The 11519-nt window shown below is 67.5% G+C and carries 10 protein-coding genes; 7 read left to right on the plus strand and 3 right to left on the minus strand.

The window, feature by feature from the left end:
• Nucleotides 1-370 precede the first annotated feature (370 nt).
• Entirely contained in the window at nucleotides 371-1414 is a 1044-nt protein-coding gene (locus tag RR928_RS09710; protein WP_442881554.1) for an asparaginase, read from the plus strand.
• A 177-nt stretch (nucleotides 1415-1591) separates the two neighbouring features.
• Here the strand turns inward: RR928_RS09710 and RR928_RS09715 are convergent, their stop codons facing one another.
• Entirely contained in the window at nucleotides 1592-2542 is a 951-nt protein-coding gene (locus RR928_RS09715; protein ID WP_332540087.1) for an AEC family transporter, read from the minus strand.
• Between the two features lie 238 nt (nucleotides 2543-2780).
• On the opposite strand from RR928_RS09715, the gene RR928_RS09720 reads away from it, so the two are divergent.
• The 4 genes from RR928_RS09720 to RR928_RS09735 all read left to right on the plus strand — a co-directional run bounded on the left by RR928_RS09720 (nucleotide 2781) and on the right by RR928_RS09735 (nucleotide 6970).
• Nucleotides 2781-4847, plus strand: a complete 2067-nt coding sequence (locus RR928_RS09720; RefSeq protein ID WP_332549546.1) for an ATP-dependent helicase — start codon at nucleotides 2781-2783, stop codon at nucleotides 4845-4847.
• 18 nt (nucleotides 4848-4865) lie between these two features.
• On the plus strand, nucleotides 4866-5321 hold the full coding sequence (locus RR928_RS09725; protein WP_332682336.1) for a hypothetical protein: 456 nt from the start codon (nucleotides 4866-4868) through the stop codon (nucleotides 5319-5321).
• Complete coding sequence (locus tag RR928_RS09730; RefSeq protein WP_332540084.1) at nucleotides 5318-6493, plus strand: phospholipase A; 1176 nt, start codon at nucleotides 5318-5320, stop codon at nucleotides 6491-6493. The genes RR928_RS09725 and RR928_RS09730 overlap by 4 nt, the downstream gene beginning before the upstream one ends.
• A gap of 117 nt (nucleotides 6494-6610) precedes the next feature.
• Nucleotides 6611-6970, plus strand: coding sequence for a hypothetical protein (locus RR928_RS09735; protein ID WP_332540082.1), 360 nt, complete (start codon nucleotides 6611-6613; stop codon nucleotides 6968-6970).
• A gap of 117 nt (nucleotides 6971-7087) precedes the next feature.
• On the opposite strand, the gene RR928_RS09740 is transcribed toward RR928_RS09735, so the two are convergent.
• On the minus strand, nucleotides 7088-7561 hold the full coding sequence (locus tag RR928_RS09740) for a universal stress protein (protein WP_332682338.1): 474 nt from the start codon (nucleotides 7559-7561) through the stop codon (nucleotides 7088-7090).
• A gap of 95 nt (nucleotides 7562-7656) precedes the next feature.
• Between RR928_RS09740 and tgt the strand changes: the two genes are divergently transcribed.
• On the plus strand, nucleotides 7657-8829 hold the full coding sequence (gene tgt / locus RR928_RS09745; RefSeq protein ID WP_332549550.1) for a tRNA guanosine(34) transglycosylase Tgt: 1173 nt from the start codon (nucleotides 7657-7659) through the stop codon (nucleotides 8827-8829).
• Between the two features lie 128 nt (nucleotides 8830-8957).
• Complete coding sequence (locus tag RR928_RS09750) at nucleotides 8958-10424, plus strand: GGDEF domain-containing protein (protein ID WP_332682340.1); 1467 nt, start codon at nucleotides 8958-8960, stop codon at nucleotides 10422-10424.
• On the opposite strand, the gene RR928_RS09755 is transcribed toward RR928_RS09750, so the two are convergent.
• Nucleotides 10401-11492 carry a zinc ribbon domain-containing protein gene (locus RR928_RS09755; RefSeq protein WP_332535661.1) on the minus strand — a complete coding sequence of 364 codons (1092 nt, stop codon included), beginning with the start codon at nucleotides 11490-11492 and terminating at the stop codon, nucleotides 10401-10403. The two genes, RR928_RS09750 and RR928_RS09755, sit on opposite strands and share 24 nt — an antisense overlap.
• Nucleotides 11493-11519 lie beyond the last annotated feature (27 nt).

The following is an 11519-nucleotide window of genomic DNA, read 5'->3' on the forward strand; positions in this document are numbered from 1 at the left end:
CCCCAGCACCGGCCACTAGTGCGCTGGCTGGTCGATGTAGATCCCTTGGCGATCTAGGCCCCCACGCTTGCTCGCTTCGCGTAGCCGCTGCCCCCCAAGGGGGCCGTCGCCGGCTTGGGGCGGCCCGGCGCCGGCGGCATTGATTTGTCAAGGACATTTTGTTACTGGGGTCTGCATCTTGCCAAGGCCTGGGCGGCAGTGCATTGTCAGTCGCTGACGCACTGCGGGTCCCCGCGGCGCCAACCACCCTGTGCTGGAGCCAATAACCATGACTGCTTCCACCCCTTCCCTTTGGCGTCTGGCGGTATGCGCCGGCGCCTTGGCCCTTGCCGCCTGTACTTCGGCGCCGCGCCAGGAAAGCCTGGCCGCCATGCCGGCCGCCACGCCCGTCGCCAGCGCACCCGCCGCGGCCGCTACGCCGCCAGCCCTGCCCCATGTGGTGGTGCTGGCCACGGGCGGCACCATTGCGGGCGCAGGCGCGTCGGCGGCCAGCAGCGCCACCTACCAGGCGGCCAAGGTGCCGGTCGAGCAGCTGCTGATCGGCCTGCCCGAGCTGGGCAAGGTGGCCCGCGTGTCGGGCGAGCAGGTGTTCCAGATTGCCTCCGAAAGCTTCACCAACCAGCAGCTGCTGACGCTGGCGCGGCGCGTGCAGCAACTGGTGCGCCAGCCCGATGTGCAAGGCATTGTCATCACCCACGGCACGGACACGCTGGAGGAAACCGGCTTCTTCCTGAACCTCGTGGTGCAGACCGACAAGCCCATCGTGCTGGTCGGCTCCATGCGCCCGGGCACGGCGCTGTCGGCCGACGGCGCGCTCAACCTGCTGGGCGCGGTGAGCGTGGCCGGCAGCCCGGATTCGGTGGGCAAGGGCGTGCTGGTCAGCATGGCCGATGAAATCCACACCGCGCGCGATGTCGCCAAGCTCGTCAACATCCGCACCAACGCCTTTGGCAGCGCCTGGGGCCCGCTGGGCATGGTGGTCGAAGGCAAGTCCTACTGGTTCCGCGCGCCGGTCAAGCGCCACACGCGCAACAGCGAGTTCAGCATAGAGCGCATCACCACGCTGCCGGCCGTGGACATCGTCTACGGCTACGGCAACGTGCCAAGCACGGCCATCGACGCGCTGGGCGCGGCCGGCGTGCAGGCCATCATCCATGCGGGCACGGGCAATGGCTCGGTCGCCGACCGCATCGTGCCGCGCCTGAACGACCTGCGCAGCAAAGGCGTGGTCGTGATCCGCAGCTCGCGCATTCCCGGCGGCTTCGTGCTGCGCAATGCCGAGCAGCCCGACGACAAGTACGACTGGGTCGTGGCGCATGACCTGAACCCGCAGAAGGCACGCCTGCTCGCGGCGGTGGCGCTGACCCAGACCCGGGACACGCGCGAGCTGCAGCGGATTTTCTGGGAGTACTAGCCCGTCGACCCGTTCGCGCTGCCTCTCGACGAGGCCGAGCGAACGGTTGCTGGCCAGCCTCAAAGGAAAGACGCGCTCTCCCCCCGTTCGTGGTGAGCCTGTCGAACCATGAACGCCCTGCCCTCAAGCCAAAGGCATGGCCGGCCAGGCACCTGCCCGGGAGCAAAGGTGGAGGCTTCAGCCCCGTGTCATCAGCGCCACGGCGCCCGAGAAGCTCAGGAACGCCAGCGCCGTGCTGACCAGGATGATGCGCGCCACGCGCCCGCCATGGGCGCCGAAGCGTTCGGTCAGCAGCGCCACATTGCTCGCGCTGGGCAGCGCCGCGAGCAGCACCAGCACGACCAGCGCCTGCTCCGTCAGCGGCACGCCCAGCGCGATGGCCGCGCGGCCCGCAAGCCACACCAGCAGCGGGTGGGCAATCAGCTTGGCCAGCGCCACCGGCACATAGTCGCGCGCCGCCACGCGCTCATGGGCGTTCATCTGCGAGCGCGCGAGCACCGCGCCTATGGTGAACAGCGCCACGGGCGAGGCCGCGTCGCCGAGCATGGCCAGCGTCTGCTCGACAGGCTTGGGCAGCGTCCATTGCGCCCATGACGCCAGCGCACCCAGCGCGATCGCCCAGGGCATGGGGTTGGCGGCCATTCCCTTGAGCGCATTGCGCAGCGCCACGCCCGCACCGCCGGCCATGCCCAGGCGCGACAGCGCAATGCACAGCGAAGTCGTGACCAGCATGTCGAGCGCCATGGTCAGTATGACCGGACCCGCGCTGTGCGCGCCGAGCAGGGCCACGAGCAGCGGCACGCCCATGAAGCCTGTATTGGGAAAGGCCGCGACCAGCGCGCCAAACGCCGCGTCGTTCCAGCCCAGCCGCCGGCGCGTGAGCGCGACCACAGTGCCGACCAGCACCAGGCCGCTGGCCAGATAGACACCGGCAACCGCGGGATCGAGCAATTGCGCGATCGGCGTGCGCGCGCCGAAGCGGTAAAGCATGCAGGGCAGGGCGAAATACAGCACGAAGCTGTTGAGCCCGGCAATGGCCGACAGCGGCAGGATGCCGCGCCGGGTGGCGACAAAGCCACAGAGCACGAGCGCGAAAAACGGAGAGGTGACCAGCAAAACAGACAGCATGGCGACAGGCGATCAAAGGGAAGCGTATGGGCAGCAGCCGGCGCGCCAGCCTAAGGCATGCAGTTTGGCACGAAGTGTTACGCCTGTGACATACCCATCCGCCTCCCGGGCATGCTGCAGTGCAACACCAATCCCGCCTTCGGACCAGTATCATGCGTGCTGCCCCGCGTCCCGCACGCCGGCGCGCACTGCCCTTTCCCGGCCTCTGTCATCCAACCGCCCGATCCTCTCCCCGCCTATGTCCGCCGGTCTCAATCTTGCCCAGCTCCAAGCTGTCCACTACACCGAAGGCCCCTGCCTGGTGCTCGCGGGCGCGGGTTCGGGCAAGACACGCGTGATCACGCACAAGATCGGCCGGCTCATCGACACCGGCCTGCATCCCAAGCGGATTGCCGCCATCACCTTCACCAACAAGGCCGCGGCCGAGATGCGCGAGCGCGCCAAGGGCCTGATAGGCCGCGCCGCCAAGGATGTGCTGATCTGCACGTTCCACGCGCTGGGCGTGAAGATGGTGCGCGAGGACGGCCAGGCGCTGGGCCTCAAGCCCCAGTTCAGCATTCTCGACTCCGACGATGTGGTCGGCATCCTCAAGGACGCGGCCGGCGGCACCACCGATGTGGCCACGGCGCGCCAATGGCAGTGGACCATCAGCAAGTGGAAGAACATGGGCTACGACAGCCGCACGGCGCTGGCCATGGCCCAGGACGACAGCGAGCGCAGCGTCGCGCTGCTGATGGCGCGCTACGAGGAACGCCTCACGGCCTACCAGAGCGTGGACTTCGACGACCTGATAGGCATGCCGCTGCGCCTGCTGCGCGACCACCCCGAAGTGCGCGAGAAATGGCAGAAGCTGCTGGGCCATGTGCTGGTCGACGAATACCAGGACACCAACGCCACGCAGTACGAGCTGCTCAAGCTGCTGATCGGCGAGCGCGGCCATATCACTGCCGTGGGCGATGACGACCAGTCGATCTACGGCTGGCGCGGCGCGACGCTCGACAATCTCAAGAAGCTGCCGCTCGACTACCCGCAGCTCAAGGTCATCAAGCTCGAGCAGAACTACCGCTCGACCAGCGCCATCCTGCGCGCCGCCAACAACGTGATCCAGCCCAACCCCAAGCTGTATCCCAAGACGCTGTTTTCCGAGCTGGGCGAAGGCGACCCGGTGCGCGTGGTCGATGCCGACTCCGAGGAGCACGAGGCCGAGCGCGCCGTGGCGCGCATCCAGACGCTGCGCGCGGCCAGCAACCCGCCGCCGGCCTGGAAGGACTTCGCCATCCTCTACCGCGCCAACCACCAGGCCAAGCCGTTCGAGAAGGCGCTGCGCAAGGCCGCGATTCCCTACAAGGTCTCGGGCGGCACCAGCTTTTTCGACCGCGCCGAAGTCAAGGACCTGTGCGCCTGGTTCCGGCTGTGGATCAACAACGACGACGACCCGGCGTTCCTGCGCGCCATCACCTCGCCCAAGCGCGGCATAGGCCACACCACGCTGGGCAAGCTCGGCGAGTTCTCGACCCAGCACAAGCTCAGCATGTTCGGCGCGCTGTTCAGCCACATGCTGCCCGCCGTGCTGCCGACCAAGGCCCACGACAGCGTGATGGAGTTCGGCCGCTATGTGAACGACCTCGAATACCGCGCCCGCCACACGCTGGGCGCCGAGGACTCGCGCGCCTTCCTGGCCGACTGGCTCAAGGAAATCGACTACGAGAAGCACATCTACGACAGCGAGGACAGCGAGACCGTCGCCGCCGCGCGCTGGAGCAATGTGCTCGAGTTCTGCGACTGGATGGCGCAGCGCGCCGGCGGCCAGGTGGACGACACCAGCGGCAGCACCATCACCAGCGAGAAGAAAAGCCTGCTCGAGGTCTCGCAGACGATTGCGCTGCTGTCGACCATCAGCGAGCGCGAAAAGGAGCAGGACATGGTGATCCTGTCGACGCTGCACGCGTCCAAAGGCCTCGAGTGGCCGCATGTGATGCTGGTCGGCGTGACCGAAGGCATGCTGCCGTTCAAGCTCGATGACGACAACGGCCGCCAGGAAAAGGTCAGCGACGAAATCGCCCAGCGCCTGCAGGAAGAGCGCCGGCTGATGTACGTGGGCATCACGCGCGCCCAGCGCAGCCTGGCCGTGAGCTGGACCAAGCGCCGCAAGAAAGGCCGCGAAATGGTCGCCGCCATGCCCAGCCGCTTCATCAAGGAAATGGGCCTGGACCAATCGACCGCGCGCGAAGACCCGCGCGAGAAGCTGCGCCAGCTGCGCGCCGAATTTGCCCGCAAGGCCGCCGCGCAGACGCCTGCGCCCTGACCACCGATTCCGACTGCCATGCTTTTTTCCCGCATCCCTTTTCTGCGCTGCATCGCGGCGACCGCGCTGCTGTGGCTTGCCGCCAGCGCCTTCGCCCAGACAGCGCCATGCATAGACGCCGCCGAGGCCAGCCACCAGACGCTGCTGGGCCACTGGAACGCGCAATTCACGCCGGCGGCCGATGCGCCGCCGACGACGCCCACCACGGCCCGTCTCGAACTCATCCCCCATCCCGAACTCGCGGCCAGCGTGCGCGGCCGGGTACAACGCGCGGGCAGCGAAGCGCTGCTCGCCGGCGATGTCGACCAGGGCGATTTCACGCTCGAGGAGTCGATCAACGGAACAAATATCAGCGCCACCTGGATTGGCCAGGTGGTGGCAGACAGCTGCGGCAAGGAAATTCGCGGAACATGGACTCAGGAAAACCCTCCACTCGCCCTTTCTTTCGTGCTGCGCAAGCAGCCCGCAGAATGAACGCGCCCGGCGCGCCCACGCTGGCGGCATTTGCGGCCTGGAGCCTGCTGTCGCTGCCCGCATGGGCCGCAGGCAGCGCCCCGGTCGGCAGCACGCCCGCCGATGCCTGGCGGCTGTGCACCGCAGCCGCCAATGGGACCGAACGCCTGGCATGCTTTGACGAATGGGCCAACAAGCAGCCCTGGCAGGCGCCCGCGGCCAGCGCCCAGGCCCTGCCCGACCAGCCCACGCTGCCCGTGCCCGCGCCCATAGTCGCCACGTCGGCAGCTCCGCTGACGGCCGACCCCATGCCCGCCGATCCCGTGGTGCGGGGCTGCAACGACGCCAAATACAGCGCGATGACGCGGTTCTGGGAGCTGACCGAAGGCACCGACTGCGGCACTTTCGCCGTGCGCGGCTATCGCCCGATGTCGATCTCGGTGGTTTCGGGCAGCAATGTCAACCGCCTGCCTTCGTCGCCCTCGCCCGACCACCAGAGCACAACCGAAACCGACTACCGCCACACCGAGACCCGGCTCAACATCTCCGTGCGCACCAAGCTCGCCAAGGGATTGCTGGCGCACACGCCCGAGCGCAAGGATTCGCTGTGGTTCGGCTATACCCAGCAGTCGTACTGGCAGGTGTTCAGCCCCGATCTGTCGCGGCCGTTCCGCACCACCGACCATGAACCCGAGCTGATCTACGTCTATCCGCTGTCGCTGTCGCTGCCTGCGGGCTGGAACTGGGCCTATGCGGGCGCGGGTCTGGTGCACCAGTCCAACGGCCAGAGCCTGCCGCTGTCGCGCAGCTGGAACCGCTGGTACCTGATGACCGGCCTGGAAAAGGGCAACGACTTCGCGGTCACCAGCCGCATCTGGAAGCGCGTCAAGGAAGGCGCGCTCAACGACGACAACCCCGACATCAGCAACTATCTGGGCCGCGCCGAACTCACCGCCACCTGGAACCCCAACCGCATCCATACGCTCAGCGCCACGGTGCGCAGCTCGCTGGGTGCGACGCCGCGCGGCGCCGTGCGACTCGAATGGCTGCGTACACTGGGCGACGGCATAGGCGGCGGACGCAGCAATCTGCGCCTGCACACGCAGCTGTTCTCGGGGTATGGTGACAGCCTGATCGACTACAACCACAAACGCACCGTGTTCAGCGTGGGCTTCAGCCTGCTGGACTTCTGAGCCCGCGGCGGCCGGCGCGCGCAGCGCCGCCACCGCGAACAGCCCGACTTTCGCACCGCTTACCCGACTTTGCAACGCCGCCCAGGCCGCGCAGAATGGGGGCTTGAAGGAGGATCGATGGATCAGCAATACCAGCTCAAGGCCGGCCACTATTACCTGTACGACATGCGCGACACACCCAGCGCAGTCACGGGTGAGCGCCGCTTTCGGCTCAGGACCGAGACCGTGGCGATTGCCTTCGACCTGCACACCGGCGAGGTGCACCAGCACGGCACGCCCACGCGCATCCATTCCTGGGCGCTGACCGCGCGCCGGCGCCTGCGCGCCGCCGGAGCCTGGGAGTCGGCCGACGACATCGTGGTGGTCTCCGGTCCTCTGCCCATTGAAGAAATCAACAACTGCCTGCGCATACGCGGCTACTGCCGGCGCATGTTCCAACGCTTGGCAAGCCTGCCCCACGGCAAGTGGATGAGATGAAAAACACCCCCTGAGCGGCTTCGCCGCTTCCCCCTCTCAACCTTCGGTGGAGGGGGACGGCAGCCTCGCTTCGGGGCGGCCCTTGCTCGCTGCCCACTTGCCGGCACCTGCCAGTTTCTAGTCCTCGTCGACCACATCCTGCGCATCGGCCACATCGGCCGGATCGGGATGCTTGACGATGGTCACGGGCACATTGCTCAGGCGGGCAACCTCGCGCGACACCGAGCCGATCAACGCGCGCCGCACGCCGCCCTGGCCCCAGGCGCCAATGATGATCATGTCGCAGCCGTTGCGCTCGGCCATGTCGACCAGCGTGGGCGCGGGCTCGCCCAGGCCGACTTCGGTTTCATAGCTCACGCCCGCGGCCTCGACCAGCGCCACGGCGGCCTCCATCAGATGCCGCCCCGCGGCGACGCTGGCCCGGGCGATCAGGTCGGGGTCCTGGGTCGCGAGCTCGAAGAACGTGGCCTCCTGCTGCACATGGGCCAGCACCAGGCTGGCATGCAGCCCCTGTCGCACCAGCTTCACGCCATGGCGCACGGCGTCCAGCGAGGGTTCCGATCCATCCACTGCAATCATGATTCTGAGCATCTAGGCCTCCGGAAGTTATCGATACCCCAGTGTGCCAGACCCTGGGCTGCCCCTCGGGAAGCACGGTCCACAGGCAGTCTGGGACAATGGCGCCCATGCTGCAGTTCGAACTCCTCCAAAACGACCCCTCCAGCCACGCGCGCCGTGGCAAGCTCACGCTCAATCACGGCGTGGTCCAGACCCCGATCTTCATGCCCGTGGGCACCTACGGCACCGTCAAGGGCGTGATGCCGCGCAGCCTTGAAGAGATGGGCGCGCAGATCATCCTGGGCAATACCTTCCACCTGTGGATGCGCCCCGGCCTCGACATCATGGAAAGCTTCGGCGGCCTGCACGGCTTCGAGAAGTGGAACAAGCCCATCCTGACCGACTCGGGCGGCTTCCAGGTCTGGAGCCTGGGCGCGATGCGCAAGATCACCGAGGAAGGCGTGCACTTCGCTTCGCCCGTGAACGGCGACAAGCTGTTCATGTCGCCCGAAGTGAGCATGCAGATCCAGACCACGCTCAACTCCGACATCGTGATGCAGCTCGACGAGTGCACGCCCTATGAGACCAAGGGCCACCTCACGACCCCCGCCGAAGCGCGCAAGTCGATGGAAATGAGCCGCCGCTGGGCCAAGCGCTCCAAGGACGAGTTCGAGCGCCTGGAAAACCCCAACGCGCTGTTCGGCATCGTGCAGGGCGGCATGTTCGAGGACCTGCGCCAGGAGTCGCTGGACGCGCTGGTCGAGATGGACTTCCCCGGCTATGCGGTCGGCGGCGTGAGCGTGGGCGAGCCCAAGGACCTGATGCTGCAGATCATGGCGCATACGCCGCATCGCCTGCCGGCGCACAAGCCGCGCTACCTGATGGGCGTGGGCACGCCCGAAGACCTGGTGCAGGGCGTGGCCGACGGCGTCGACATGTTCGACTGCGTGATGCCCACGCGCAATGCGCGCAACGGCACCATCTTCACGCGCTTTGGCGACCTCAAGCTGCGCAATGCGCGCCACAAGACCGACCACCAGCCCATAGACACCACCTGCACCTGCCACGCCTGCGCGGGCGCCTCGGGAGTGAGCTGGGACGACGGCGGGCGCGACGGTTTCTCGCGCGCCTACCTGCACCACCTCGATCGCTGCGGAGAAATGCTCGGCCCCATGCTGACCACCATCCACAACCTGCACTACTACCTGAACCTGATGCAGGAAGTGCGCGATGCACTGGACGCGGGCACATTCGCTGCGTTCCGTGCGCGGTTCAAGAGCGAGCGCGCGCGCGGCGTCTGAGACCCTGCCGGCGTCCGGGGTAAGTGGTCACCCCCGGCGCGGCCTTTGCATGCCATCTGACAAGAGTTGACAAACCCTGTCGCACCCCGCCGCTATATTGGCCGAGACCACGGTTTCTCGTCCAATAAATGCCTTTGCCTTCCTTTGCCTCCCCTGCGCGCAACCGCTCCATGCCCGCGCTCGCCCCGATGGCGAGCGTCATGGGCCTGGGGCTGTGCCTGTTTCTCGCATGCCTGGCAGGCATCCTGAGCCGGCCCTCAGGATTCCTGTCCGCATTCTGGCCGGCGAACGCGGTACTGCTGGGCATGCTGCTGCGCTGGCCCCGGCTCGCGCAAAAGGCCTCGTGGCTGGTGGCCCTGGTGGCATTCGTGCTCGCCGACCTGCTCACAGGCAGCAATCCGTTGGCCGCAGTCTGGCTGTCGATCGCGAACCTGTTCGGCGTCGCCTGCGGCTGGTGGTTCATGCGCCGCCTCGACGCGCCGCGGCTTTACATGCGGCGCCAGAGTTCGGTGCTGTATCTGCTCGTGGGCTGTACGCTCGCCGCCGCAGGCTCGACACTGGTCGGCGCCGGCACCGGCCCCCTGCTGTTCCATAGCAGCTGGCCGCAGACCGCCATGATGTGGTTCAGCACAGAGTTGATGAACCAGATGCTGATCCTGCCGCTGATCCTGAGCATCCCGACCCGCAGCCCTGGGCGCTGGTTCGCGCGCATCAAGTCGCGCGCTTCATGGACCATGGCCTTGCCGCTGCTGTCCGTGATTGCCACCGAATACGCGGCAATCGCACTGGGTGGACCGGGCGCGCTGGCCTTCACCGTGCCCTCGCTGTTGTGGTGCGCGCTGGCCTACCGCCTGTTCACCACGACCTTGCTGAGCCTGCTGGTCTGCATCTGGAAAATCGCCACCATTTCAGCGGGAATGCTCGAGTTCACGCCCGCCGACCTCGACGTCGCGGTCTCGCTGCGGCTGGGCCTGACGCTGCTGTCCATGGGACCGCTGGCCGTGGCCTGCTCGCAGATTGCGCGCAGCGAGCTGCTGCGCCGACTCGACCGTGCGGTCAGCCATGACTCGCTGACCGATGTGCTGGCGCGCGCCGCTTTCCTGAGCCAGGGCCAGCGCCGGCTCGAACGCCTGCAGCAGTCGACCGAGCCCGCGGCCGTGCTGATGCTGGACCTCGACCACTTCAAGCTGGTCAACGACCACCATGGCCATGCCGCGGGCGACGCCGCGCTGCGTGCCTTCGCCCAGACCGTAAGCCAGGTCCTGCGGCCTCAGGACCTGCTGGGCCGTGTGGGCGGCGAGGAATTCGCCGTCTTGCTGCCGGGCGTGCGCGCCTCGGCGGCCCAGCAGATTGCCACGCGCATCTGCACGGCCGTGCGCGCGCAGCGGCTGGTGCTGCCCCAGGGAGAGCAATTGACGGTCACGGTCAGCATCGGTGTGGCATTGACCGACGGAAAGGCGCAGACGCTGGCAGAGCTGCTGCAGCGCGCCGATGTCGCGCTCTATCAGGCCAAGGCTGCGGGCCGCGATGGCTGGAGCCTGTGCGCTGCCGCCGACGCCCACAACCCGGCGCTAGTCGCGAACCTGGGGGTCTGACGCCGACGGCGGCAGCGGAGCGCTCGCCGGCATGGCCGCGGCCGGTGTGCCGCAGGCATGGCAAAAGCGCGAGAACGTGCTCTTGCGCGTGGCGCAGTTGCCGCAGCGGTCGAACAGGCCTATGCCGCAATGCGGGCAGAAGTCGATTCCCGGATCCTTGAGATCCACCACCCGCTCGCAGCCCGGACAAACGCCCTTGGCCAGGCGCGACAGCGCGGTGTCATAGCTCAGCTCCACGCGCCGCTGGGCGTCGGGCATGGCTTCCTGGCGCTTTTGCTTTTCAAGATAGCGGTTGAACGCCTGGATGGCCGCGCGGCCGAGCACCACCGTGAGCACGATGCCGACGATATAGCGCACATAGCCGCCGTAATCCGGCAGATAGGGCACGAGTTCGACAAAGAAGGCGAACAATGCAAAGAAGATGAAGCCCCAGACGAAAGGCCAGGCATTGCTGCGGCGCTTCTTGGCAAACAGCCAGCCCGCGACCAGCAGCAGCGGCAGCGTCAAGGCCAGCCGGTACAGGAATACGCGCAGTTCCTGGGCGCGCTGCGCGGCCTGCCATTTTTCGCGCGCGCCGTCGTTGAGCTGCTGCCAGTCGGCCTCGGCGCGCGCCAGCGCCTGCTGGGCGTCGAGCTGCTGCTGCTGCTGGGCCTCGACGGCAACGCCGGCGCGGCGCTCGGCTTCCTTGAGCTGGTCGAGCGCGCGCGTGCGCGCCAGCAGTTCTTCGTCCTGGTCGGCGCGCTGCGTGGCGCTGCGCGTCGCGACCCAGTTGTCGAACGCTTCGCGCGCCGCGGCATAGGACTTGCGCGCGGCGCGGTACTTGAGCTCGGCCTGCTCCAGCGCGCTCGCGGCCTGGTCGCGCAGCTGCTCCGATGTCTGGCGCTGCAGCTTGACCTGGGCCGCGCGCTCGGGCGGCATGAAATCCTCGATGCGCTGCACGCTTTCGACCTGCGGCAGATCGCCGACCACCAGGCTGCCCAGCCCGACCAGGAACCAGGCGAAGACCAGCGCCACCAGCCACAGGCCGCGGCGAAACCATTTCTCGGGAAGACGCAAGGCTTTACTCATGGAGACTCCTCATGCACGCGCGGTGCG

The sequence above is a fragment of the Comamonas sp. genome, from assembly GCF_036666375.1.
Lineage (GTDB): Bacteria > Pseudomonadota > Gammaproteobacteria > Burkholderiales > Burkholderiaceae_C > Comamonas.

Excerpts from the sequence above, each read along its gene's own strand:
- RR928_RS09710 (WP_442881554.1), top strand. The coding sequence starts at position 371 with ATGCCGGCCGCCACGCCCGTCGCCAGCGCACCCGCCGCGGCCGCTACG.
- RR928_RS09715 (WP_332540087.1), bottom strand. The coding sequence starts at position 2,542 with ATGCTGTCTGTTTTGCTGGTCACCTCTCCGTTTTTCGCGCTCGTGCTC.
- RR928_RS09720 (WP_332549546.1), top strand. The coding sequence starts at position 2,781 with ATGTCCGCCGGTCTCAATCTTGCCCAGCTCCAAGCTGTCCACTACACC.
- RR928_RS09725 (WP_332682336.1), top strand. The coding sequence starts at position 4,866 with ATGCTTTTTTCCCGCATCCCTTTTCTGCGCTGCATCGCGGCGACCGCG.
- RR928_RS09730 (WP_332540084.1), top strand. The coding sequence starts at position 5,318 with ATGAACGCGCCCGGCGCGCCCACGCTGGCGGCATTTGCGGCCTGGAGC.
- RR928_RS09735 (WP_332540082.1), top strand. The coding sequence starts at position 6,611 with ATGGATCAGCAATACCAGCTCAAGGCCGGCCACTATTACCTGTACGAC.
- RR928_RS09740 (WP_332682338.1), bottom strand. The coding sequence starts at position 7,561 with ATGCTCAGAATCATGATTGCAGTGGATGGATCGGAACCCTCGCTGGAC.
- tgt (WP_332549550.1), top strand. The coding sequence starts at position 7,657 with ATGCTGCAGTTCGAACTCCTCCAAAACGACCCCTCCAGCCACGCGCGC.
- RR928_RS09750 (WP_332682340.1), top strand. The coding sequence starts at position 8,958 with ATGCCTTTGCCTTCCTTTGCCTCCCCTGCGCGCAACCGCTCCATGCCC.
- RR928_RS09755 (WP_332535661.1), bottom strand. The coding sequence starts at position 11,492 with ATGAGTAAAGCCTTGCGTCTTCCCGAGAAATGGTTTCGCCGCGGCCTG.